This is a genomic window from Halorhabdus sp. CBA1104, assembly GCF_009690625.1.
GTDB lineage: Archaea > Halobacteriota > Halobacteria > Halobacteriales > Haloarculaceae > Halorhabdus.
In genome coordinates this window covers 2,582,965-2,606,260 of record NZ_CP033878.1, presented here as the reverse complement: position 1 = coordinate 2,606,260, position 23,296 = coordinate 2,582,965, and the positions used below count along the sequence as shown (strand labels likewise).

Genomic DNA, 23,296 nt, shown 5'->3' with positions numbered 1-23,296 from the left:
CGTTTGACTATGGCTCAACAGATGGGTAACCAGCCCCTTATCGTACTCTCAGAGGACAGCCAGCGAACCTCCGGGAAAGACGCGCAGTCGATGAACATCACGGCCGGGAAGGCCGTCGCCGAGTCCGTCCGGACCACACTGGGTCCGAAGGGCATGGACAAGATGCTCGTCGACGACGCCGGCAGCGTCGTCGTCACCAACGACGGCGTGACCATCCTCGAAGAGATGGACATCGAGCATCCGGCCGCGAACATGATCGTCGAAGTCGCCCAGACCCAAGAGGACGAGGTCGGCGACGGGACGACCACGGCAGTCGTCATCGCGGGCGAACTTCTGACGAAGGCCGAGGATCTCCTCGATCAGGACATCCACGCCACCATTCTCGCACAGGGCTATCGCCAGGCCGCAGAGAAGGCAAAAGAGATTCTCGAGGAGAACGCCATCGACATCTCCGCCGATGACACCGAGAAGCTCGAATCCATCGCCGCGACGGCGATGACCGGCAAAGGCGCCGAGTCCGCCCGGGACACGCTCTCGGAGCTCGTCGTCCAGGCCGTCCAGTCAGTGGCCGACGAAAACGAGATCGACACGGACAACGTCCAGCTCGAAACCGTCGTCGGCGGTTCGATCGACGAGTCCGAACTCGTCGAAGGCGTCCTCATCGACAAGGAGCGCGTTCACGAGAACATGCCCTACGCCGTCGAGGACGCCGACGTCGCGTTGCTCGACACCGCAATCGAAGTCCGCGAGACCGAGGTCGACGCCGAGGTCAACGTCACCGACCCCGACCAGCTCCAGGAGTTCCTCGACCAGGAAGAAGAACAGCTCGAAGAGATGGTCGAGAAACTCAAGGCGGCCGGTGCTGACGTCGTCTTCTGTCAGAAGGGCATCGACGACATGGCCCAGCACTACCTCGCCCAGGAGGGCATTCTCGCGGTCCGCCGCGCGAAAACCTCCGACATGAAGGCTCTCTCGCGTGCCACGGGCGCACGCCTCGTCTCCAACATCGACGACATCACCGAGGAAGACCTCGGCTTTGCCGGCAGCGTCGCCCAGAAGGAAGTCGCTGGCGACAGCCGGATCTTCGTCGAAGATGTCGAGGATGCCAAGGCCGTCACGATGATCCTCCGCGGTGGCACCGAACACGTCGCCGACGAGGTCAAACGCGCCATCGAGGACGCGCTGGGTGTCGTCCGCGTCACGCTCGAAGACGGCAAGGTCCTGCCTGGCGGTGGGGCTCCGGAAGCAGAACTCGCACTGGGCCTGCGTGCCTACGCCGACTCCGTGGGCGGGCGCGAACAGCTGGCCGTCGAGGCCTTCGCGGACGCGATCGACGTCGTCCCGCGCACGCTCGCCGAGAACGCCGGACTCGACCCGATCGACTCGCTGGTCGACCTGCGCAGCCAGCACGACGGTGGCCAGCAGGGCGTCGGACTGGACGCCTACACTGGCGACGTCGTCGACATGGAAGACGACGGTGTCGTCGAACCGCTGCGCGTCAAGACCCAGGCTGTCGAAAGTGCGACGGAGGCCGCCGTGATGATCCTCCGCATCGACGACGTCATCGCTGCCGGCGACCTCAAGGGCGGCGGCACTGACGACGACGAAGACGAAGGACCCGGTGCCGGCGGCCCTGGCGGTATGGGCGGCGGCATGGGCGGCATGGGCGGCATGGGCGGCATGGGCGGCGCGATGTAAGTTCGGTCGAAGACCGGACGTTATCGTCCGCCGAGCGTCCCACAGCACAGATACTGTGAGAGGGGCAACACCCTCGTCGAAGTGGCCCGCAGAGCCGATCTCTGGGGCAGCCTCGTTTCCAAGCGAACGGCGACGCCGTGAGTCGGCGAGGCCCACTCACACCCCATCCCGACCAGTCGTTGCGTCGAACACTGCGGTTGTCTGCGTTTTTCTCTTTGGTCACCGTGAAACGGCACGCGATCGAGTAGCGACTGTTGGAGACAAAATGACTGAGCACAGCCGGGTGCGTCCGCGCAAATCGGGGCTCGATCGAACGCAGCGGCGAGCGCGTTACACGCCGAAAGCGTTCCGGCGGTCGTCGCATCCGCGCCGACCACAGACCGGTGCCAGCTGGCAAACGAGAGGCCAACGTTCGTGACAGCGAGACCGTCGACACCGAGACACGTAGACGAGCCACGGCAACACGACGACGCCGAGGATGACCGGTTCGGTGGTAGCGGTGTCGACGCAAATCAGGAGATGGCGAGGAGAGCTCACCCGACGTGTTTCAACTGGCGATACAACTGGGTCGCCGTCTCGAAGCGGGTGAGCTTCCGTGGTGCCATCGCTTTTGCAACCACCTCGTCGATGGATTCGGGCACGTTCGGCCGGACGTCACTGGGGACCGGCGTCCCGTCCGCGAGAATCGATTCCCGGACGGTCGCGTACTCGCCATCGTAGGGCGGCTGGCCCGCGAACAGTCGGTAGATCACCGCTCCGAGGTGATAGACGTCTGTGGCGTGATCGATCTGGCCGAACCGATCGTCGAAATACTCGGGAGCGGCGTAGCGCGGATCGAGGTACTCGACGGGATCGAAGTAGTCCCGAATGACAGTCATCACCCCGAGATGGGAAAGACTCGGGGCCGGGTCGGATTCGAACCCGGCTGCCGGATACACCACGTCGTGGGGGTCGATCCCGCCGTGGACGAGGCCGCGTTCGGTCACGGCGGCGAGGCCAGCGGCGAGTTCACGAGCGTCCCGCAACGCCACGCCCAGTTCCGGGGGATCGCGGTCGGCGAGGGTCGATTCGGTTCGCGGGGTGGCCACCCACGGCCGGGGATGGTCGCCGTAGTCCGCAACAGCGGCAATGCCAGTCGCCTCGTCGGCTGCCTGCCACTGTCCGAGGCGTTCGTGGACAGCCGATCCATAGGCCGTGGCGTCGTCACCCGGCTTATCGAAAAAGAGGAGATCGATCCCGTATTCGGCCTGTTCCATCCGTGCTTTCGACGGCAAGACGTGGCCGTACCGGCCCCGACGGGGTGGTTCGATTACACTCACCTCGTCGAAGGCACTGACCAACTGGACGGCAGCGAACGATTGTGAGTTCTCGGCGGCCTGGATCCGTCGGCGCCGCTCGGCCACCGGATCGATCGTGTCCTCGTCGCCCGTGGCTGCGTCCGGAATCGAGGCGTCCGCGTGTTCGACGGCCGCCTCGTCCGGCTCGGAATCGTCGGGCGCGGTAGGCGGTGTGGGCTCGTCGGGAATCGATCGTTGGTGGACAGTGACGCCATCGTTAGGGGCATCGACGACTTGCTTTGGTTCGGCGGCGACCGCGCCCCCACCGTCGGCCCGGAGCTCCGCATCGAAGTCCCAGCTCGTGGTTTTCCGGACCGCCCGGACGACCTTCCCGTCGAAGCGACGAAGCGCGTCGCCGACCCGCTCGGGATGGCGCTCGTGTAACGACGAGAGCGTCCGGACCAGTGGCTCGGTCGGCGTCCGATCGGCCGCTTTGACGAGGCGGTCGGCGAGTTCCGCACCCAGGGTCGGACGCTCGTCTGCCAGCCGGCAGGCCGTCCAGGCGGCGCTGACGCGGGTTCGCCGGGCCTCCGCACCCAAGCCGTCGAGGACCGACGGGAGAACCAACGAGAGCACCTCCTGGGCGTCGGGCTCGCTGGCCCGGTTGGTACCCGAGTCTCCGTCGTGGGGATCGGCGCCCATCGTGTGACGGATTCGTCCCCGGAACCAAGAACCTCAGTCAGACGACTGTCACACGGTAGCGGCCCGACGCCGGATCGGCCGGTAGCCTCCCTGTGCCGACCGCGACGCTTTAGGGCCGGAGCGTCGAAGCCACTCCCATGCGAACGCTCACGCTGGGGCCAGCAGGCACCTACTCCCACCGAGCTGCCTCGGCAGTCTCGGAGTCAGTCGAGTTCACCGAATCGGTCGCGACAATCGTCGAGACCGTTTCGAGCGGGGAGTACGACCGTGGCGTCATTCCCATCGAGAACAGCATCGAGGGCAGCGTCACCGAATCGCTCGACAGCCTGACCGACTCGGAGGTGGCAGTCGTCGGCGAGGTCATCACGCCGATCCGCCACGCACTACTCGCCCAGGACGAGGCCTTCGAGACGGTCGCCAGCCACGCCCAGGCGCTGGCCCAATGTCGTGGCTATCTGGCCGATACCTACCCGGGAGCCGAGTTAGAAGCGGTCGCCAGCACCGCCCGCGGCGTCGCACACGCCCGGGAAGACCCGACGATCGCGGCCATCGGCCACCCCGACAACGCCGAGGAAGACCTGTCGGTACTGGCCGAAGACATCCAGGATCGATCCTCGAATGCGACCCGGTTTTTCGTCATCGCCGGCCCCAAGGAGCGCTCGACCGAGGGCGGCAAGACCTCCCTGATCGTCTACCCCAACGTCGACTATCCCGGTCTTCTGTTGGAACTGCTGGAGCCCTTCGCCGAGCGGGACGTCAACCTCTCGCGGTTGGAATCCCGGCCCAGCGGCGAGCGACTGGGCGACTATCTGTTCCACATCGACGTCGAAGCCGGGCTGTACGAACACCGGCTACAGGACGCACTGGAGGACATCGAGGAACTGGCCAGCGAGGGGTGGGTGCGACGACTCGGCTCGTACGATACCCAGCACGTCGTGGAGTAGAAGGGTTTGAGCGGCTGGTCGCCGGGGTAGTGTTCGTGGTTTTGCCGTGGTTCTATTCGAGTAAGCACGGCAATTGATAGCACAATACATTCTATCAGACCGAGTTGAAAATCGGAGTATATTTCCGGTTGTTGTGAAACTTGCCACATATGTCAGGTGGGGCGTGGACGCGAATCGGAACAGTCGTAATGACAATTATGCTCGTGACGGCGGGACTCCCGCTCGGGGCGATGGCGACAGACACGACGCCGGCGTCATCGTCGGGTGCAGCCGCCAGTGAGTCGCCGGCCCAATCCGAGACGTTCGACGGGCCGCCAGTCGTCGCGAAATACAAGGCGGTGCAAGCGATCGAGAATCTCTCGGCCGACAGCGGCCGGCAAGTCTCGGCCAAAGACCGGGCGGTCGAGCGAGTCAACGAGTCGTTCGCCCACTACGTCGGGCCCGTTCGCGTCGACGACCAGCAGGTGTTCATCGCCGACGCCAACGCCGTACGAGCGCTGGCCGCCTTCGCTGGATCAAACGAAAGTCAGCGCGTCAATCGCATCGTCCGCACCATCACCAGCGCGGACAACACCTCCGCACGGCAGGTGATCGAAGATGCCGAGAACGCCCTCGAGGCGGCCGAGGGCGACCTCGGTCCAGGCAGTGAGAACAGTGCCGAGGCACACATCGACAACGCGCGCCGACAACTCGACCGAGCCCAGCGTCTGCGTGAGCGAGCGGCGGATCGGACGGGCGAGAAACGCATTCGCAAAACTGCACGGGCCGTCCGGACGTACGGCATCGCCACCAACCAGGCGCTCGTGGCCCTCAAGCAACTCGATCGAGAGACCAGCCCCCAGGTAACGCTGACCCGGCGGGCGGACCCGATCCGCAACGGATCGACGACGACCCAATACACGCTCGTGGGTCGCGTCGTGGACCCGACTGGCCTCGACGAGGTGAACCTGACGGCGACGATCAACGACGACCGGACAGTCCCGATCCGCCTTCGGGGAGGGTATGCCAACGCCTCTTTCGCGACGACGATCAATCTAACCGACCGTGTCAATACGATCGATGTGACGGTCGTCGAGGGTCGCGACACGACGTCACAACGCGACAACGGCAAACAGAAACAGAAGGGCAAGGACAAGCAGAAAAAGAAGAACAAACAGAAAGACAAGGACAAGCAGTCAGGCAATTCTGACGATCAAACCGGTCAGGAAACTCGGACCAGTGCGGTCGTGCTCCGGCTGGACGGCGATGGCTTGCCCGACACCTACGAGGAGAACGTCACGGGGACGGACCCGCTCGATCCGGACAGTGATTCGACGCTTACCGAGGCCAACGAGGCAGACAACGGGACGATCGACGCTTACGAGGACTTCGATGAGGACGGACTGACGACGCTGCGCGAGCGAGAGCTGAGCACGGATCCCCTAGAGTCGGACACAGACGGCGACGGCCTGCCGGACGGGTTCGAACAGTACGTCACGGGGACGGACCCGCTTGAGGCTGACACTGACGGCGACGGGACGCCCGATGGCGAGGCAGACCCCGACGACGACGGGCTGACCAACGTCGAGGAGTACGAGGCCGAGACGTCACCACAATACGCCGACATTGACCGCGATGGACTGACCGATCCCCAGGAGTTGGCCAACGGCACGAATCCGTGGCAGGCCGACACCGACGACGACGGTCTGGACGACGGCGTCGAGCCGACCGACCCCTTCAACACTGATCCGCTGGACCCCGACACTGACGACGATGGCGTGCTGGATGGCAACGAGACCTACACGACGACTGCCCGGAACGAGAGCGTCGGCGCTGAGGTCGAACTGACCGGGCAGGGCAACGTTGCCGGTGGGGTGACTGTCGCAGAGCAAACCGAACGCTTCGCCCAGGGCGACCGCGTCGCGAACATGAGCGTCTCCGAGATCGTCGAGATCGAATCGGCAGCGGATTTCGAGTCAGCGAACGTTACGATCGAGTACGACGATTCGCTGCCGGCAGCGAGTAACGAATCGGACCTGATGGTGGTCACCTACGACCGCGAGAAGCAGTTGTACGTGCCGCTGAACTCGACGATCGACGCGGCGAACAACACCGTCACGGCCGAGACAGAACACTTCTCGACGTTCGCGGTGTTCTCGATTTCGAACTGGGCAAGTGATATTTCCGCCAAACGACCTGCGAACCGGAGCAAGTCCGGCGACAATGGGAGTATCCAGCCGGTGGACGTGCAGTTCATCATCGACTCCTCGGGATCGATGGACTGGAACGATCCCCAGGAGTTCCGCAAACAGGCAGCCAAAGAGTTCGTCGGTGCGCTCGTCGAGGGTGACCGGGCGGGCGTCGTGGACTTCGACGGCGACGCCCACGTCGCCCAGCAACTCACGACGGACTTCGGGGCGGTCAACGTCACGATCGAGCAGTTGGACGCCCAGGGAGGAACGAACATCGGTTCGGGCGTTGGGAGAGCCAATCAGCACTTCGCGACAGCCAGCAACGACTCGCGGGCGAAGGTCGCGATCTTGCTGACCGACGGCCAGGGATCTGGCGGGCTTGCCCAGGCACAGACGGCGGCCGACCAGGGCATCACCATCCACACGATCGGGTTTGGTGGGGCCGACGGGTCTAAACTCTCGGAGATCGCCGAAATCACTGGAGGCACCTACAACTACGTCTCGGACGCCTCGGAGTTACCGAACGTGTTCTCGCGGGTCGCCGAGGAAGTCGAGCCACAAGATTCAGACGGTGACGGCCTGCCGGATAGCCTCGAAACGAACGGGATTCCGATCGGACATACGGGCTACGGGAGCACACACGTCGAAACCAATCCGGACGCCCAGCATTCGGACGACGACGGTCTCACTGATGGCGAGGAGGTTGGAACGTATCGTGAGGAGACGTTCTCGTTTGCGGTGAACGAGCAATCACGGACTCAGGTCGCCCAGTACTACGAGTTACAGAGCAATCCAGCGTTGAACGATTCCGACGATGATGGGCTCACTGATCTCCAAGAGAACAGCTCTTGGAAAATTCAGACGATCAACAAAAGCGGGCGAGCTTACCGCTGGGCCGGCAGCGTCGAGCAAGATCCCACTGGGATCATCTGGGTGTCGTCCGATCCCATGGTGAAAGACACGGACGGCGACGGACTGAACGATTCCGAGGAGAAAGAGTACACGCATACTGACCCGGAACAGCGACTCACGTATACGATCGCGGGCGAGCCACGCGGGCTGGTCACCGATATCAAGAATGGTGATCAGCCCGTGGTGGATCGGCCCGACTACAGGAACTACAATACTCAGACGAGACATTTCTACGAAGCCTCGTACTCCTTACTCAATCTGCAGCGACCGGACAGCCCACTCACCGACGCAACGGCGGATTACGACTTCGTCACCGACGGATTGGCACCGCAGGCCGGGGACGGTACGTATTCGGTGACCGAAGCCTGGGAAAAACTGACGTTCACGGCCCTCGACGGGACGACCCGGACAGACGTCGCAATGCCAAATGCTGTCGAAGTGAAACACGATCTCGATCCGTGGGATCCCGACAGCGACGACGATGGGTTGACTGACGGCCAAGAACACAACTGGCTAACGCACGTGCCCGCTGACACGCCACCCGTTAGGTCAGGATATAGTGTACAACATGAGGTTAAACATGACCGGACGCTCGATCTAGATCCCGCGAAGAATGACACAGACGGCGACGGCTACTGGGACGGCTGGATCGGCGTCCACGGTGTCGGGTATTCGGAGAACGTAATTCTGTATCGAGAGCACTTACAGTCGGGCAACGGCATCGAAGGTGACGAACGCGTCGACGAACAGGTCGGGATTCACGAGGTCGAGTCAGACGATCCGGGGGCACGTCTCATCGCGAACGGCCCGAAGTACCACTCGAACGTCCACATCGGGGAGTTGCACTGGCGAGACTACGATCCGAGCCAAACGGCGGATCCTACTGACCCCGCGAGCACGCCGGATCCATCCCTCGATGTCGAAGTAGATCGATACGTCGATGCTGATTCGACGGCACTCGACGTTCTCGACGATGCAGAACAGAACTACGCATTATACGGGATGGATGTCGACTTCCACGTCGACCAGACTGACATCGATGACGATGATCTCACGGAGTCGACCCTTCGCTGTTATGGGCTGTATGGCGCCACAAATTGTGTCGAGGAAGAGAACGACTATACACCGCCGATTTCACTCACAGACGCACAGTGGATCGAGCGTGAGTACCACGATAACCAGTCGCGAGCCTACATGTTCGTCACGACGGAAGGTGGCGAAAATCCGCTACCGAAGATTAAGGATTTCAGTGGTCGCCAGGGAATCGCCTCGACGGATGGTTCTGACTGGGCGTGGGGACAGATCGAAGGATTCGGATTCGGGACACTCGTCCTCACTGACGATCACACGGGATCGAGCACGCCGACTGATACCCATCTCCAGAAGACAATCGTCCACGAGACTGGACACTTGCTCGGTGCCGGACGCGCTGACGACGGAGATCGCCCATTCAACATTCCCAATGAAGTGTATAGTGGAAAACCAGGTGACGATACAGAGGAAAATGTAGAACTTGAAGGAGATGCTAGGACGCAATGGAGCGTCATGAGTGGTGGTTGGAACGAGTATATTGGAAACCATCCGATGAATGAGCGATATATTGCTTTCAGTGTCGAAGAACTAATGACAATTGAGTTTGAGAATATCGACTCTATAGGTGGTTGATTATGAACCGACAAGGCTTGATGATTACTCTCTTGTTGGTTATTGGCGTTCTTGGAGGCTGTAGTGGAGATCTTGAATGGACAATCAGTGCCGATGTGGATGACCAAAGGGAGACTGCAGAGGGAATACAAATTAATGGGTCAGTGAGTCTGGGAGGCTTATACACCGATCAGCTTCGGATTGAAAACGTCACTGTTTGTGCTCTGGATCAGTCCGGAGAGTGGATGGACCGCGCCACTATTGGTACATTCACCGACGACCGTCCGCCGACGAATTTCACGCTCACAGTGTCTCAGCAGCCAGAGAGAATCGTACTCGGCTACGGCGAGATCGAAACCGATGGAGAAGGTGCATTCCAAGGGTTAAAAATGATTGAGGGAGGGGCAAATCAGTCGTTCTACCAGGATGGGCCACGGTGTGATGGTTCATAGGATGTTTCACTCATTCAGAAGGGACTCCGCCGGACGAAAAGGGTTCAGGCCTTCGTTTGTGAACGAATACCTGGCGAGTCATGTGAGCGGGAATGGATTCGGGACACTCGTCCTCACTGACGATCACACGGATTCGAGCACGCCGACTGATACTCACTTACAGAAGACAATCGTCCACGAGACTGGCCACTTGCTCGGTGCCGGTAGGAATAACGATAGTTCGAGATTTGGGACAGATATCGCCTCCGACGAGGTCTGCACTGGGAACATGGGCCATCGTGAGCAGGCTGGCGGAATTGACGACGACACGAAACCGGGTTTGAAGACGAGTGCGGCAACCAACGGCTGGAAGATTGAGACGATCAACCGAACGATTGACGGCGAAGCGGTCGCCTATCGATGGAACGGCAGCGTCGAGGCGGATGGCGACGGTGTCCTGTGGGTCTCGTCTGATCCGTTGGAAGTCGATTCAGACGACGGTGGGCTGACGGACTACGTAGAGAAGGAGTACACGCACACGGATCCTGAGGAGCCCGTAACATACGGGATAACGCGGGAGCAGGCCGACATGATCGAGACGATCGAAGGCGATCACGCGGCGTATCGGTTCTATTTCACTGCGGAAGATATCGGTGTTCCGGCGGAACTCGCGAGTAACGACGTTCCAGTCGGGAAACACGGTTTGAACGACGCAACAAGTGACTTCGATTTCGTCACGGACGATTCTGTTGGCGAGTATGCCTCCCGGAACCGCGAAGTGTTCGATCGGCTAACATTCACGGCCTTGGATGGGACCCAGCGGACGGATACCTGGCTGTCGAATACTGAGGAACTGTCAGAAGGGGCCCGGCCGTGGGATCCCGATACTGACGACGATGGTTTGACTGACGGTCAGGAGCTGAACGGAATTCGGAAAGCTACCACAGGCAATACCGGCGGCTTGGTTTCGTTCACGAAGTTAAGGTCACAGATGCAAATATACTCGAAGAACCGACGGAGCCACTGAATCCAGACACGGACGATGACGGCTACTGGGATGGCTGGATTGGCGTCCACGGTGTCGGGTATTCGGACAATGTGCTCCTCTCCCGAGAGCGTTTGCGTGATGACGACGGGAATGGCGCACCGAGTGGTATTCGCGGAGGCGAACCCGTCGACGAGCAGGTTGAGATTCACGGGGTAGATGGAAAACGGCCCCGGTGCGCGATAACCGAAAACAGACTACATGATTACCCAACCACCGACCGCCACCGTCTTTGGGCAGCGCGATCTGGGGCGAGATATGGATGAACTCTGGTTCGTCGCCGGCGGGGTAGTCCTCGTCCTCGTTATCGTGGCGATCCTGTGGCTCGGACGGTCGTCGGAGCAGGCAGCGTCACAGCAGGCACACGAGGCCGCCCAGGGCCGGGAGCCGCCGGTCGAGGTCGGCGACGTCTATGAGTTCGGCGTCGTCGAGTTCACCGAGCACCACTCCGGCGAGCTGATCGCCGTCGGGAAAGTCGAGGGGTTCGTGCTGTTTACCGAGGATGTCCCGAGGGACGTCAGCGAGGGCGACGTCATCCGCGGGAAAGTCCTCTCGTTCAACGAGGGACGGACCTCGGCCGACGCGACGTTCGTCGACACACGCTGAAGGCCGGCGGACAGAATCGCAGAAGGACGGACAACTGCCGCTGCGACGGGGCCTTCGTAGCGAGTTTTCGAACGCGTCGAGTAGCCCAGAGACAGCGCCGCGAACGGCATCGGAGTCTCCAGCAACCAACAACCACAGGATCGACAGCGGCCCCCATGACAGCCAAAGTGATAGTTAAGTCGTTGGCCGACGTACATCGATGTGGAGAACCCATGCCATCCAAACCCAACCCATTCGACGAAATCGAGCGGCTGTTCGAACAGATGGGCCGCCAGTTCGAGTCCTTCGACCCGATGGACGTCGGGGGCTCGCTCGGGGGTATCCCGGTCAACGTCCGCGACGAGGGCGAGCAGTTCGTCGTCACGGCGGACCTACCGGGCTATGACAGCGACGACATCGACGTGACCCTCCCCGACGCGACCACGCTCCGGATCAGCGCAGAGACCGAATCGGACGTCACGAGCGAGGAGAACGTGTTCGTCCGCCGGGAGCGTCGCCAGCAGTCGGTCAGCCGGTCGGTGTCGCTACCGGAGCGGATCGCCGAAGACGAAACCGACGCCAGCTATCAACACGGTGTCCTGACGGTGACCCTGCCCAAGGAACAACCCGACGACGGCGGTGGACGAACCATCCCCGTCAACTGATCGCGACCGCCGGGTCGGGAAAGGCGAGTCACGAGGGACCGTCGGCCGAGAGACGACAGGGAAGTTCTTGAGTGGCCCGCTCGAAAGTTGACCAATGACAGCGGCTCCGGCCTATTGTCCCCACTGCGGGACGATGCTCGAAAAGCGACAGCGAGAAGGGCGATTGCGGCGCTTCTGTCCAGACTGTGAGTGGGTGGTCTACCGGAACCCCGACCCCGCGGCTGGCGTCCTCGTCGTCCGCGAGGACCCACCCTCGGTCCTGTTGGTCAAACGTAGCAGCGCCCCGGCAGCAGGCCGGTGGAGCCTTCCCGCAGGCTACCTGGAATGGGACGAACCGGCTCGAAAAGCGGCCGTCCGGGAATTGCGGGAAGAAACCACACTCTCAGTCGCCCCCGAGGACGCCTCGCTGGTTTCGACGCGACTCCGCCCGGGTGCCCACGGCGGCTACACGCTGGTCGTGATTTACATGACCCCGGCCACCGCCGTCGACGGGACGCCAACGGCAGGGTCAGATGCCGCTGCAGTCCGGTATTTCGAGCGCGAGGAGCTGGGTCCGGCTGCCTTGGAGCCAGATTACCGGGCTGTCTTCGAGGACGCGATCGACGCCGTCGTGGACGATCAAGGGGCGGGCGGATCGCCGTCGTAAGCCTCGACGTCGGCATAGAAGTTCAGCAATCCGAACTTGAGCTTGCCGGGGTCGACGTCGATCATCTCGCTCCGTTCGGCCGGTGGAAACGTGCCACGGACGGCGTACTCGGGCATCTGGATCTCCGCGTCTTCGGTGTATCGCCGGTCGATCAGTACCCGCGCCCCGAAGTCCTCGGGCGAGCGGATCACCCGCCCCATCGCCTGACGCGTCTTGCGAACGGTGGGAATCTCGACGGCGTAGCGCCACCCGGCATCCTCGCCGTCGAAGGCCGTCTCGTAGGCCGCCTGGACGGCGTCCATGCGCTCGTCGAGATAGGGATAAGGCACGCCGACGACCAGGACCGTCCGGGCGTCGTCGCCGTCGAAACTGACGCCCTCAGCCAGCGTCCCCCACAGCGAGGTGAACAGCACACCGTCGTCGTCAGCGGTGAACGTCTCCCGTAACTCCTGGGCGCGGGTGCCGGGTTCGTCGAGGTAGCGGGTCCCCTCGATATTCACACGGTCGTGATACCGCTCGGCCTCGGCGTAACTCGGGAAAAAAGCGAGGGTGTTGCCCGGTGTCATCCGGGCGGCGTCCTCGATGACACCCGCGACAGTATCCTGGAGTTCGGGTTCGTCACGCCGGCTGGCAAACAGCGCGGGGACGTCGACCGCGTAGGTGCGTCGGCGCTCCGCGGGGAACTGTGGGCCGTAGGCCATCGTCACCGGGTCCTCGAGTCCCAACACGTCCTCGGTCACGTCGAACGGACGGAGGGTTGCACTCATCAACACGGTCGCGTAGAGATCCTCGAACAGCCCGCTGGTGACGCGCTGAGGGATGGCCGTGTACAGTTCCGCCCGGCCGTACAGATCGCCGTTATCGTCGTCTCGGCGGACGCTCACCACCGGATAGAGCCCCGACTCGTCGCTCTCGGCCAGCCAGGCCTCGAAGAACGTCGCCGCCTGGAGGGTCGGACACTCCTTGCGGACGCTCGTCTCGCCGTCCTTGAAGGCGTCTTCGTACTGCTGGTCGAGGGCCTGCCCGAGTTTGAGTGCACTCGCTAAGTCGTCGCTGACCCCCTGGCCCGTGTAGTGCTGGAGGAGCGACAGGGTGAGATCGTCCCGGCGGTCGTCGTTGTCGATCGCGAGGTCCTCCCAGTCGTCCTCGATCGTCTCCCGTTGGCCGAATGCCAGGGCGTCTTCGTAGGTTTCCTGGAGGGCCGTGTGGATCGTCGTCAGGACGTTCCGCGCGGCATCGGCCCGTGGATCGTCACTTCCGTCGAGTTCGTCGAGAGCGCGTTCGAGCGTGGGTTCGGCCAGCGTCCGGCGGGCGTGATCGCGGGCGGCGTCAGCGACGTTGTGAGCCTCGTCGAAGACTGCGATCACGTCACTCGGGTCCCGGCCCAGCCAGCGGAAGAACTGCTCGCGAACGAACGGGTCCAGCAGGTGGTGGTAGTTGCAGATCACCAGATCGACGCCCTCGATGCCGTCTTTCAGGAGTTCGTATCCGCAAAAGCCCTGCCGCTCGGCGTACTCGTAAACCTCGTCCGGCGTCCGAACGTCGTCGTACAGCCACGCGTAGAAGTCGTCAGTATCGCTCGTGAGATTGTGGTAGTAGTGTTCACAGGTCGATTGCTCTTCGCGCAGGGTTTGGAGTTCTTCGCCGACGCTCTCGAGTTCGTCCATGATTGCCGAGCGAGCCTCGGCCGCGTCGCCGTCGCCTGCCTGGCTCTCTTCTAAGAGGTCGCGCTGACGGCGTTCGAGGTCGGCCCGTTCGCTCTCGGCGTCGACGAGATCGTGAGTCGTATCCCGCAACGCCTGACACTCCTCGTAGCCCACGTCGATGTGACACATCGAAGCCTTCCCGCGGAAGACGATCGCCCGGATGGACTCCTGGTGGTTGATCGCCCGGGCCTCCGCGGTGAACTGGCGCATCTGCTGGTGGACGTTGGTCGTGATGACGACCGTCTTGTCGGTTCGGCGAGCGTGTTCCAGTGCGGGCGTCAGCGCCGCCAGCGTCTTGCCCGTCCCCGTGGCCCCTTCGAGCAGTACGTCCGATGCATCTTCGAGTGCTTCGGCGATTCCCTCGATGGCCTCGCGCTGGTGGTCGTATGGCTCGTCGTAGGGGAAAAACCGCTCGTATGGGGAGTCTGGATCGTCGTCCGGGATCACCACGTCTCGCCGTTCGATTCTATCGGATAAAAGTGCTCGCCATCCATAGATATATAACGTAGCTGTATATTTGTATTTACATGCGTCGGGCCGGTATATTTGTCCTTTTGATCGTCTGTATCGCACTCGCCGGTTGCTCCGGAATCCAGACGACGACGACAACGGCCACAGAAACGACACCCACCGAGACGGGAACGCAATCCGCCGTAACACCGCAAGAGAGTGCCGAGAACAGTCGATTCGAGATCGGTGAGCGGGTCTCCCCAGCGCGGTTGCGAGAGGGCCATACCGAAGCGATGGCGGATATACGCTACACGATTGAACACGTCAGAAACACTCGAATCAGAGTTCCGGGTGACAGCAGTGGCCTCCCGATCGAAGAGATCGACGTCAGTCGGACACACGTCGTGACTGCGGACAGAGAGTATGGGTATCAGGAACAAGCCGCTGTAGTCCGACGAACGGTCAGACCGAGAACGAAAAATACGCCAACAGGCGCATCTGTACTGGAACACGTCGGTCTGGCACTCACAGTAACCGAGGTGATCGAACGGGACGGTCACACGCGGTACGTACTGAAGACAGACGTGAACTCCTCGACGGAGACCGATAGCCAGCCCTATGTGCGAATCGTCACGGACGATCGAGGTCTCATGTATACCGCTTTCGTAGGGACGGTACACGACGGAGAAATAGAGATACAGTCCGGGTTTTCACTCGATGCGGCCGGGCAGTCTGTCAGGCCGCCTGCCTGGACAGCAGACTTACAGGGCCAACATGTCAGTGAGAGAGATGACATCGGCACGGTCGTCGTCAACCACACGGGTCTCGATACCCGGTTGACCGTGACAACAACGGTCGACAGCTTGGATGGCATCACCCTCGAACGAAACGAAGAACCGTTCCTCCACAACGAAGACGTCCCGGACTGGAGGGTGACGCCGATCGTCGATCCGAACGTCGACGGCCCCATTGAGAACGCGACGGTCACGATGCAATACAACGAATCCGAACTCCCGAACGGAGCCGACGAAGGGAATCTCTCATTGTTCGTCTTCAACTGGACGCTGCAAACATATCTTCCGTTGAATACCACCGTTGACGAACAGAACAACACGGTCACTGCGACGGAGGGTCCCCCGGTGACCTTCACGGAAGGAGGCGGCCCGGAACAGACGCTACAACCGCAGATAGCTGCTCCCGGCGTCAAAACACCGATCACCACGTTGCACGTGCCGACGTACCTAGAACTGTTCCGAAGAAACTAGGATCGCTTGAAAGAGAGACCTCCTCACTCGGAACGAGTCTCGGGTTCGACGTAGACCTTCTTGACCGACTCGTCGGCGGCGACAAGTGCGTCCTCGATGGCGGTGATCCGGTCGTCCATCTCGTCGGTGTCGAAGGCGGGATCGAACGCCACGTCCGCCGCGACGAGCACCCGATCGGTCCCGAACAGCACCGTCCGGAAGTCGATGATTTCGCTGACACCCTCGCCGTCGGCGACGATCTCGCGAAGCTCGCGTTCGTCTTCTTTCGGGAGACTCTCCCCGAGCAACAGGCGTTTGTTCTCCCAGGCCAGCGCGACGGCAAAGCCCATCAGCATGAGGCCGATCAGCAGTGCGGCGGCCGCGTCGAAGGCCGCGATCCCGGTCTGTCGTGACAGGAAGATGCCGAGCAGCGCGATCCCGGCCCCACTCAGGGCGATGGTGTCCTCGGTCAAGGCCGTCAGCGTCGTCACGTCACTGGTCTTCCGGAAGGCCTCACGAAAGCCCGACCAGCCGTGTTCGTCGATCTGGTCGCGCATGACCCGGTAGGCTTTGACGAACGCGTAGGTCTCGAAAGCGATCGCACCCAGCAGGACCGCGTAATTGACGTAGACTGGCTCGATGACGTAGCCGAACAGTTCCGGGGCTTGGGCCTCGACTGCGTGGCCCCCCTCGGTTAGTTTCGCGTAGCCGTGTTTGACGCTCTCCCAGCCGGCAATGCCAAACAGGAACACCGACACCAGAAACGAGTAGAAGAACTGGGCCTTCCCGTAGCCGAACGGATGGCGACGGTCGGCCTCGCGAGCACCATAGCGAATGCCGATCAACAGGAAGACCTGGTTGCCGGTGTCTGAGATCGAGTGATACGTCTCTGAGAGCATCGCAGCGCTGCCGGTCAACAGAAACGCTCCGAACTTCAGGATCGCGATCGCGCCGTTTGCGATCAATGCGGCGATGACGACCGAGCGACTACCAGCCATGCCCAACGCTGGGCCGGGCAGTCACAAGTAGGTCGGGGTCGGGGCGGTTTTGAGGACTGCACCCGATCACCCGCTATGATCGCCGTCTTCGCGGACACCCACGAGACCGACAGTCCCCAGCTGTCCGAATCGGCGGACCAAACACTCGAAGACGCCGAGTACGTCGTCCACGCGGGCGATTTCACGACGCCGGCAGTCCACGATGCCTTCGACCGACGGGCCGAGGAGCTGCTGGCCGTCCAGGGAAACAGCGACACGCCGGCACTGTGTGATCGGTTGCCGAGGGTGAGGACCGTCGACTGGGAGGGCTGGACGCTGCTGGTTACCCACGGCCACGAGCACGACTCGACGACGCTACCGCTTCTCGGGCGAGAGCGAGAGGCCGACCTCGCGATCGTCGGCCACACCCACCGGCCAGGAATCGAGGAGATCGGGGGCCTGCCGGTGGTCAATCCGGGGAGCCACGCCGATCCACGCGGTGGTCCCCCGACGTACGCGCAGTTGCAGGGCAGAGACGGGAGGATAGCGGTCGACGTTCGAAACGTGGAGGGCGAGTCAGTCTCCCGCCGCTGTGTCGATATGGAATGAGGGGAACGTGGTCGGGAGGGCCAAAGCAAGTCAGCGCATCGAAGAAAAGAGACCAGCGACAAAAGACCCTCCGGACGTTCAAACAATCGTTTGAGCCACCGTAAACGGGAACGACGCCCAGACCTGCCTCGCGGGAGCCGTCACCGCCAGAGATACCAGAGGGCAGTGACGATCACGAGCGCCGCCAGCCCGCCGGCAAAAAAGAGCACCCCCGGCGGGAGTCCGCCACCGGGGTCGGCGACAGTCGTCACCGTCTCGGTTATCGTCTCGGTCGGCGTCGCCGTCTCGGCAGGCGTAGGCGAGTCGGTAGCTGTCTGGGTCGCTGTCTCGATTGCGGTCTCGGAGGGAGTCGTCGTCTCCATGGCTTGTTCGGTCGGCATCGGAGACGCCGCCTCCGAGTTGGCGATCGGGGTCGTCTCTACCGTGTGACCGCCATCGGCGTATGCAGTCGCGGTCGCCGTCCCATTCACGCCGCCGTCGCCAACGGGTTGGGAGCCACCGGATCTGGGCACCCGGTCACCGAGCAGCGACTGGACGACGAGACTGGCAAGTCCCAACGCACCGACGCCGCCGAGCAATCGGGAGAGCACCTGTCTGAGCGAGGGGGTTCTCGATTCCTCGCCGGCGAAGATGACCAGCGGCCGATCGGCCGGCGCGTAGACGTCCATCTCGCGCCCCTTCTCGGAGTAGACTGTATCGATCACCTCGACGGCACCGGCGTCGGCGAGGTTCTCGAGGTGATACTGGACGTTCTGGAGTGACGTCTCGACTTCCTCGGCCAGTTTCGAGGGCGGGGCGGGGTCGTCGTGGAGGGAAGCGAGGATCGCACGCGCCGTCTCCGAGGAGAGTGCCGCGATGAGATCGTCGGCGGCGTCGCTGTCGACCCCGATGACGCGCGGATCGGACTCCTCGGTTGGGGACGTGTCCGGCTCCGAGGGCAGCAGAGACATACGCGTTCGTGTTCTGAGAGGGGCCAGGAAAAGGTTCCGGGGACGGCGCCGAGCAGTCACATCCAACCACCACGCCGACGAAACACCTATCATCGCCCCCGTGTAACCCGCGCCCATGGTCGATCCGGTGCTGGTGGGCATGGTCGTAGTCATGCTGGGGTTCGTCCTCTTCGTCTACCTGTTTCTCCGGCGAATCGCGACCGGGTTCAAGGAAGGCGTCCGCGACGGGAAAGGCGGCAGCTGACGCCCGCGACGGACAGAGACCCACGTCGGGACGAAACTGGTTTGCCCGACGGTCGAGAAGACAGTGGCGTCATGGATCCGCGCATCCGCGAACAGGCACAAGTCATCTGTAACCACTCGATCGACCTCAAGGCCGGCGACAACGTGGTCATCGACGCCCACCCGGTCGCCGAGGATCTGGTGACCGCGCTCCACGAGGAAATCGCTGCCGTCGGTGCCCATCCGCTGGTGGTTTCGGAACGAACTGGCTCCCGGTTCCGGCGGGCCTTCCTCCGGAATCACGACGGCGACTTCGAGACGCCAAGTCACGTCATGGCGCTGTACGAGGAGATGGACGCCTACATCGCCATTCGGGCCAGCGACAACGTGACCCAAGAGAGCGACGTCGACCCGTCCGTCCGCAGCGAATACGACAAGGCCCAGCGGCCGCTGCTGAACGAACGCCTCGGCAAGCGCTGGTGTCTCACCCAGTATCCCGCGCCGGCAAACGCCCAACTCGCCGAGATGAGCACCGAAGGCTACGAGAACTTCGTCTGGGACGCCATCCTCAAAGACTGGGACGACGTCCGTGACCACCAGTCCCAGTTGACCGAAATCCTCGATCCCGCCGAAAAAGTCCGGATCGTCTCCGGCGATCGGACCGATCTCACGATGTCCATCGCGGGCAACGGGACGCTCAACGACTACGGCGAGAAGAACCTGCCCGGTGGCGAAGTCTTCACCGCGCCCGTCCCCGATAGCCTCGACGGCGAGGTGTTCTTCGATAAGCCACTCTACCACCAGGGGCGGGAAGTCACGGGCGTCCACCTCGTCTTCGAGGGCGGCGAAGTCGTCGAGCACAGCGCCGAGAAGAACGAAGAGATCCTGACGGAAGTCTTAGAGACCGACGACGGTGCCCGCCGCGTTGGCGAACTCGGCATCGGGATGAACCGCGACATCGACGAGTTCAGCTACAACATGCTGTTCGACGAGAAGATGGGCGATACCGTCCACCTGGCGGTCGGACGAGCCTACGACGAGTGTGTCGGCGAGGGCAACGAACACAACGATTCGGCGGTCCACGTCGACATGATCGTCGACATGAGCGAGGATTCGTTCATCGAGGTCGACGGCGAGATTATCCAGCGAGACGGGACCTTCCGGTTCGAAGACGGGTTCGAAGAATAAGTCGTCCACCGGCCACTGGATAGTCTGTTTCTCACTGTCTGGTGAAGGCGTCCGGCGAGCGACGCGAGCCGGTTCACCGAGCGGGAGCGAAGCGACCGCTCGGGTCGTTTTTCGCCCACGTTTTTGCGAGGAGCCTTCCCGCAGGCCGCCACCGGCGGCCGAGGAAAGGCGACGACCTAAAAAGGTGGACGGGCACGGTGGGATTCGAACCCACGACCGTCGGATTAGAAGTCCGACGCTCTATCCGGACTGAGCTACGTGCCCCCGTCAGTGCTGTGGCGAGCAGAAACAAAAAGCGCCCGGGTTCGGGTCAGACACTCGGTCGCCCCTCGGTCTCGCCGAGACGAGATTCGGCGACGGCAAAGGCAAGCGTACTAAAGAGTCCCAGCAGCGTCCCGGCGGTCAGCATCATCGCCAGATACGACAGCGTCACCTCGCCGAGGACGTAGAAACTGACGGCGTTACCGATCCCGGCGATGGCGAGGATGTAGAAGGGGGCGTTCAGGTACCGCCAACGGAACGCACCGGCGAGGTATTCGTCGGTAACCTGGCCGAGACTGGAGGTAATCCCCGCGGCAGCCAGCCAGTGGATCGAGCCGGCGACGACGGCCGCGATCGTCTCGCCGACGCCGAGCACGGTGGATTGCTGGCGGACCGAATCCAGCATCTCCAGGCCGCTGGCGCCGCCGATACCCAACAGCGCCAGTGCGACAACGTAGGTCACCAGTGTCACGCGACCGGCATAGAGACTCGATCGAGCGCGCTCGACGGCACCGTCGATCGCCTCGCCTAACCCCAAGCCACGCGAGAGGAGATACAGGCCGAGCAAGCCGGAGCCGACGCCGAAGGCGTCGCCCGGCATCCCCAGCGTATTCGCCAGCGCTGCCAGCGGATAGATCAACAGGAGGATGCCGAGTGGAACGAGGATCGTGCCCCGCGTCTCGGGATCGTTGAGCACCTGCTTGATCGTGTAGTACATCGATTCTAAGTCCTCGGCCTGGCGGACGACCACGCGACGAACCCCGTCGATGTCCATCCGTGATCGAATCGCGGGCAGAACACTCTCGTCTTGGGCACCGTCCGTGACGACGATCGCGCGAACGTCTTCGCCGGTGGTGAGTCGCGCGAGGACAGTATCGATCTCCGCGCCGATCGCCCGATTGGCCTCGACGTCGGCCCCCTCCCGGCCGGTCACCGCAGCGACCTCGACTGTCTCGCTGCCCTCGGCAGTCAGTTCGTCGTAGAGGTGGACGCCCTCGAAGAGGACGTTCGAGTCGCTGTCCTCGGGGTCGACCGTCGCCAACGCGACCGCCGCGTCCTCGACGGCGTCTCGGCCAACGACGGGTGTTTCGACGGCCGTCTTGCGCCCGACGTCGTCGTCGAGGTCCACACAGAGGACCAGCAGCATCGATCGGCGGTACGCGACGGACGCATAACACTTTTCCGGGCGCGGGAGGGCCGTCCCGGTCACTCGCCAGCGGCGAGAATTGTCTCGATCGTCTCCAGTTCCCGATCGAGTCGCTTGTCACCGATGGTATCGATTTCGCTCCTGGCGTACTCGCGGAACCGTTCGAGCCGGGAGACGTACGGGTCCGAGACGGACAGTGGCTGGGATTGCTGTTCCCACTCGCCACGGGGCAGGTCCGCGGGCGGTGCCTCGACAGCACCGTCGGCCGTCACTTCGATCCGAGCGGGGTCGCGTTCGTGGATCAGCCAGTTTTTCAGGAGGTCGGCATACCGGGCCAGGAAGACAGCCTTCCGGATACCGGTGTTTCCGAAGGACTCCGGGGCCTCGTCGGGGAACTCGATTGCCGTCGTCGTGGCGTCGGTCGATCCCGAGCGATCCTCCCAGGAGGCCCGCAGCGTCAGGTCCGTACCGCGAGCCTCACCGGCGAGTTTGACGAGGACGACGCCGCCACGCGTGTTGCCGTCCTCGGTCGGCGACGGGAACAGCGTGGTGACTTCCAGAAGGTCCGCGGTCGCGTCCTCGGCCGCCGTCGAGCCATAGACAGTGTCGATCACGGCACCGGGAGCGTCCAGTTCCACCGTGAGATCGTACACCAGTGGCGTCATCATGTACTCGAACTCCTCGCCGAGGTAGGATTCGAAGGCGTCCGCGGAGTGGACCGACCGGTAGTTCGCGCCGCGGACGGCCGTGATTTTATCGACGAGTTCGGGGTTGAAGTCGACCCCGACGCCGACGAAACTCGTGTGGATACCGTCGGCAGCGTAGCCGGCGAGACGGTCTTGCAGGGCCTGGTCGCCAGTCTGGCCGCGGTTGGGCATCGCGTCGGTGACGACGATCTGTCTGGTCTCGACTTCGGTCGGGTCGGCGTCGCTGTACTCGCCGAGCATGGCCGCAGCCTCGCCCATCCCGTCGGCGATATTCGTCCCGCCGCCGGCCCGAATGTCCGCGCGGATGTGCCCCCGGATCGCGTCCATGGCGGTCGACTCGACGTCCCGAAGCGGTTTGGCGACGCTGGCCTCGTTGTTGAACAAAACGATTCCCAGCCGATCGTCCGGCTCAAGATGCTCGGTCAGCGCGAGGAGGGCGTCTTTGGCGACGGCTAGCTTCGAGCGGGTGTCCCTATCCTCGACGGTGTGTTTGTTACCAAAGCGGTCGTAGTAGTACTGGTCGAATTCGGCCTCCATCGATCCCGAGATGTCCAGGACGATGACGACGTTGAGCTGTTTGCGCTCGAAGGAATCCGTGTCCAGCGTCGACTGCAACCCGACCGTGAAATACTGGTCCGTGGTCCCGGCGATCGGGTCCTCGGTAATGGCGGTTGCGTAGGACGGACAGAACAGCGACGAGCACTCGCCAGAGTCGCCGGTATCGAAGTAGTAGTTGTAAAACAGGCCCTCGTAGGGGAGACTCTCGGGAATGGGAAGATAGCCTGCCTCGATGTTTCGCCGGAAGTCAGCGACGTTTTTCGCGCCACCAGCCGCGAAGCCGAGATCGGCACTCTCGGCGGCATTCGTCTGGAAACTGCTCCCGCTCGCGCCGCCCTCCGTCAGCGGTTGTGGGTCGTACTGCCAGTCGTCGATCGGCGCGTCGGTCTCCTCGTCCCCGTTGAGGTGACCGCCACAGCCTGCAAGCGCCACGCCAGCACCGATCGCGCTCAGTCGAAGAAATCGTCGTCGCTCCTGATCCATGGACGTCGATACGACAGCCAAGTGGATAATGCAACTGAAAGGTCAAGTGCGCATTTGAGTGACGGCCCGTTCCC

General features: G+C 62.6%; 18 protein-coding genes and 1 tRNA gene. 12 read left to right on the top strand and 7 right to left on the bottom strand.

The annotated features are described in order from the left end of the window. Nucleotides 1–21: 21 nt before the first annotated feature. The gene (thsA, locus tag Hrd1104_RS12885) at nt 22–1,698 is read left to right on the top strand and encodes a thermosome subunit alpha (RefSeq protein ID WP_154553141.1); all 1,677 of its coding nucleotides are present in this window, start codon (nt 22–24) and stop codon (nt 1,696–1,698) included. A gap of 533 nt (nt 1,699–2,231) precedes the next feature. Here thsA and Hrd1104_RS12880 read toward each other — a convergent pair. Then, nucleotides 2,232–3,677, bottom strand: a complete 1,446-nt coding sequence (locus tag Hrd1104_RS12880) for a serine/threonine protein kinase (protein ID WP_154553140.1) — start codon at nt 3,675–3,677, stop codon at nt 2,232–2,234. A gap of 137 nt (nt 3,678–3,814) precedes the next feature. Between Hrd1104_RS12880 and pheA the strand changes: the two genes are divergently transcribed. The 7 genes from pheA (at nt 3,815) to Hrd1104_RS12845 (ending at nt 12,720) form a co-directional block, all read left to right on the top strand. Then, nucleotides 3,815–4,621: a prephenate dehydratase gene (pheA, locus tag Hrd1104_RS12875; RefSeq protein ID WP_154553139.1), complete on the top strand. Its 807-nt coding sequence runs from the start codon at nt 3,815–3,817 to the stop codon at nt 4,619–4,621. 188 nt (nt 4,622–4,809) lie between these two features. Next, nucleotides 4,810–9,369: a VWA domain-containing protein gene (locus Hrd1104_RS12870; protein ID WP_154553138.1), complete on the top strand. Its 4,560-nt coding sequence runs from the start codon at nt 4,810–4,812 to the stop codon at nt 9,367–9,369. Nucleotides 9,370–9,371: 2 nt separating this feature from the next. After that, nucleotides 9,372–9,800 carry a hypothetical protein gene (locus Hrd1104_RS12865; protein ID WP_154553137.1) on the top strand — a complete coding sequence of 143 codons (429 nt, stop codon included), beginning with the start codon at nt 9,372–9,374 and terminating at the stop codon, nt 9,798–9,800. A gap of 82 nt (nt 9,801–9,882) precedes the next feature. Then, on the top strand, nt 9,883–10,806 hold the full coding sequence (locus tag Hrd1104_RS12860) for a hypothetical protein (protein WP_154553136.1): 924 nt from the start codon (nt 9,883–9,885) through the stop codon (nt 10,804–10,806). Between the two features lie 276 nt (nt 10,807–11,082). After that, nucleotides 11,083–11,430 (top strand): TRAM domain-containing protein, encoded by a 348-nt coding sequence (locus tag Hrd1104_RS12855; protein ID WP_154553135.1) that lies wholly within the window; start codon nt 11,083–11,085, stop codon nt 11,428–11,430. A gap of 212 nt (nt 11,431–11,642) precedes the next feature. Then, nucleotides 11,643–12,074 (top strand): Hsp20/alpha crystallin family protein, encoded by a 432-nt coding sequence (locus Hrd1104_RS12850; RefSeq protein WP_154553134.1) that lies wholly within the window; start codon nt 11,643–11,645, stop codon nt 12,072–12,074. 94 nt (nt 12,075–12,168) lie between these two features. Further along, nucleotides 12,169–12,720: an NUDIX hydrolase gene (locus Hrd1104_RS12845; RefSeq protein WP_154553133.1), complete on the top strand. Its 552-nt coding sequence runs from the start codon at nt 12,169–12,171 to the stop codon at nt 12,718–12,720. Here Hrd1104_RS12845 and Hrd1104_RS12840 read toward each other — a convergent pair. Continuing rightward, nucleotides 12,693–14,876 carry an ATP-dependent DNA helicase gene (locus tag Hrd1104_RS12840; protein WP_229770491.1) on the bottom strand — a complete coding sequence of 728 codons (2,184 nt, stop codon included), beginning with the start codon at nt 14,874–14,876 and terminating at the stop codon, nt 12,693–12,695. The genes Hrd1104_RS12845 and Hrd1104_RS12840 overlap by 28 nt on opposite strands. 77 nt (nt 14,877–14,953) lie before the next feature. On the opposite strand from Hrd1104_RS12840, the gene Hrd1104_RS12835 reads away from it, so the two are divergent. Continuing rightward, the gene (locus Hrd1104_RS12835; RefSeq protein WP_154553132.1) at nt 14,954–16,141 is read left to right on the top strand and encodes a hypothetical protein; all 1,188 of its coding nucleotides are present in this window, start codon (nt 14,954–14,956) and stop codon (nt 16,139–16,141) included. A gap of 23 nt (nt 16,142–16,164) precedes the next feature. Here the strand turns inward: Hrd1104_RS12835 and Hrd1104_RS12830 are convergent, their stop codons facing one another. Beyond that, nucleotides 16,165–17,118 carry a cation diffusion facilitator family transporter gene (locus Hrd1104_RS12830; RefSeq protein ID WP_154553131.1) on the bottom strand — a complete coding sequence of 318 codons (954 nt, stop codon included), beginning with the start codon at nt 17,116–17,118 and terminating at the stop codon, nt 16,165–16,167. A 75-nt stretch (nt 17,119–17,193) separates the two neighbouring features. Here Hrd1104_RS12830 and Hrd1104_RS12825 point away from each other — a divergent pair, with 75 nt between their 5' ends. Further along, nucleotides 17,194–17,706 carry a metallophosphoesterase gene (locus Hrd1104_RS12825; protein ID WP_154553130.1) on the top strand — a complete coding sequence of 171 codons (513 nt, stop codon included), beginning with the start codon at nt 17,194–17,196 and terminating at the stop codon, nt 17,704–17,706. Between the two features lie 140 nt (nt 17,707–17,846). On the opposite strand, the gene Hrd1104_RS12820 is transcribed toward Hrd1104_RS12825, so the two are convergent. Continuing rightward, nucleotides 17,847–18,656 carry a helix-turn-helix domain-containing protein gene (locus Hrd1104_RS12820; RefSeq protein ID WP_154553129.1) on the bottom strand — a complete coding sequence of 270 codons (810 nt, stop codon included), beginning with the start codon at nt 18,654–18,656 and terminating at the stop codon, nt 17,847–17,849. Nucleotides 18,657–18,771: 115 nt separating this feature from the next. Between Hrd1104_RS12820 and Hrd1104_RS13505 the strand changes: the two genes are divergently transcribed. Together Hrd1104_RS13505 and Hrd1104_RS12815 are read left to right on the top strand one after the other, a co-directional pair. Further along, nucleotides 18,772–18,900 carry a hypothetical protein gene (locus Hrd1104_RS13505; RefSeq protein WP_255473491.1) on the top strand — a complete coding sequence of 43 codons (129 nt, stop codon included), beginning with the start codon at nt 18,772–18,774 and terminating at the stop codon, nt 18,898–18,900. 71 nt (nt 18,901–18,971) lie between these two features. After that, nucleotides 18,972–20,066, top strand: a complete 1,095-nt coding sequence (locus tag Hrd1104_RS12815; protein WP_154553256.1) for an aminopeptidase — start codon at nt 18,972–18,974, stop codon at nt 20,064–20,066. A gap of 189 nt (nt 20,067–20,255) precedes the next feature. Here Hrd1104_RS12815 and Hrd1104_RS12810 read toward each other — a convergent pair. The 3 genes from Hrd1104_RS12810 to Hrd1104_RS12800 form a co-directional block, all read right to left on the bottom strand. Beyond that, nucleotides 20,256–20,330, bottom strand: a tRNA-Arg gene (locus tag Hrd1104_RS12810). A 46-nt stretch (nt 20,331–20,376) separates the two neighbouring features. Beyond that, a complete protein-coding gene (locus Hrd1104_RS12805) occupies nt 20,377–21,474 on the bottom strand; it encodes a DUF373 family protein (RefSeq protein ID WP_154553128.1) in 1,098 nt (365 codons plus the stop codon). 59 nt (nt 21,475–21,533) lie between these two features. Next, entirely contained in the window at nt 21,534–23,222 is a 1,689-nt protein-coding gene (locus Hrd1104_RS12800; protein WP_154553127.1) for a VWA domain-containing protein, read from the bottom strand. Nucleotides 23,223–23,296 lie beyond the last annotated feature (74 nt).

Coding starts and splice junctions, on each gene's coding strand:
- thsA (WP_154553141.1), top strand. CDS start 22: ATGGGTAACCAGCCCCTTATCGTACTCTCAGAGGACAGCCAGCGAACC.
- Hrd1104_RS12880 (WP_154553140.1), bottom strand. CDS start 3,677: ATGGGCGCCGATCCCCACGACGGAGACTCGGGTACCAACCGGGCCAGC.
- pheA (WP_154553139.1), top strand. CDS start 3,815: ATGCGAACGCTCACGCTGGGGCCAGCAGGCACCTACTCCCACCGAGCT.
- Hrd1104_RS12870 (WP_154553138.1), top strand. CDS start 4,810: ATGACAATTATGCTCGTGACGGCGGGACTCCCGCTCGGGGCGATGGCG.
- Hrd1104_RS12865 (WP_154553137.1), top strand. CDS start 9,372: ATGAACCGACAAGGCTTGATGATTACTCTCTTGTTGGTTATTGGCGTT.
- Hrd1104_RS12855 (WP_154553135.1), top strand. CDS start 11,083: ATGGATGAACTCTGGTTCGTCGCCGGCGGGGTAGTCCTCGTCCTCGTT.
- Hrd1104_RS12850 (WP_154553134.1), top strand. CDS start 11,643: ATGCCATCCAAACCCAACCCATTCGACGAAATCGAGCGGCTGTTCGAA.
- Hrd1104_RS12845 (WP_154553133.1), top strand. CDS start 12,169: ATGACAGCGGCTCCGGCCTATTGTCCCCACTGCGGGACGATGCTCGAA.
- Hrd1104_RS12835 (WP_154553132.1), top strand. CDS start 14,954: ATGCGTCGGGCCGGTATATTTGTCCTTTTGATCGTCTGTATCGCACTC.
- Hrd1104_RS12830 (WP_154553131.1), bottom strand. CDS start 17,118: ATGGCTGGTAGTCGCTCGGTCGTCATCGCCGCATTGATCGCAAACGGC.
- Hrd1104_RS12825 (WP_154553130.1), top strand. CDS start 17,194: ATGATCGCCGTCTTCGCGGACACCCACGAGACCGACAGTCCCCAGCTG.
- Hrd1104_RS12820 (WP_154553129.1), bottom strand. CDS start 18,656: ATGTCTCTGCTGCCCTCGGAGCCGGACACGTCCCCAACCGAGGAGTCC.
- Hrd1104_RS13505 (WP_255473491.1), top strand. CDS start 18,772: ATGGTCGATCCGGTGCTGGTGGGCATGGTCGTAGTCATGCTGGGGTTC.
- Hrd1104_RS12815 (WP_154553256.1), top strand. CDS start 18,972: ATGGATCCGCGCATCCGCGAACAGGCACAAGTCATCTGTAACCACTCG.
- Hrd1104_RS12805 (WP_154553128.1), bottom strand. CDS start 21,474: ATGCTGCTGGTCCTCTGTGTGGACCTCGACGACGACGTCGGGCGCAAG.
- Hrd1104_RS12800 (WP_154553127.1), bottom strand. CDS start 23,222: ATGGATCAGGAGCGACGACGATTTCTTCGACTGAGCGCGATCGGTGCT.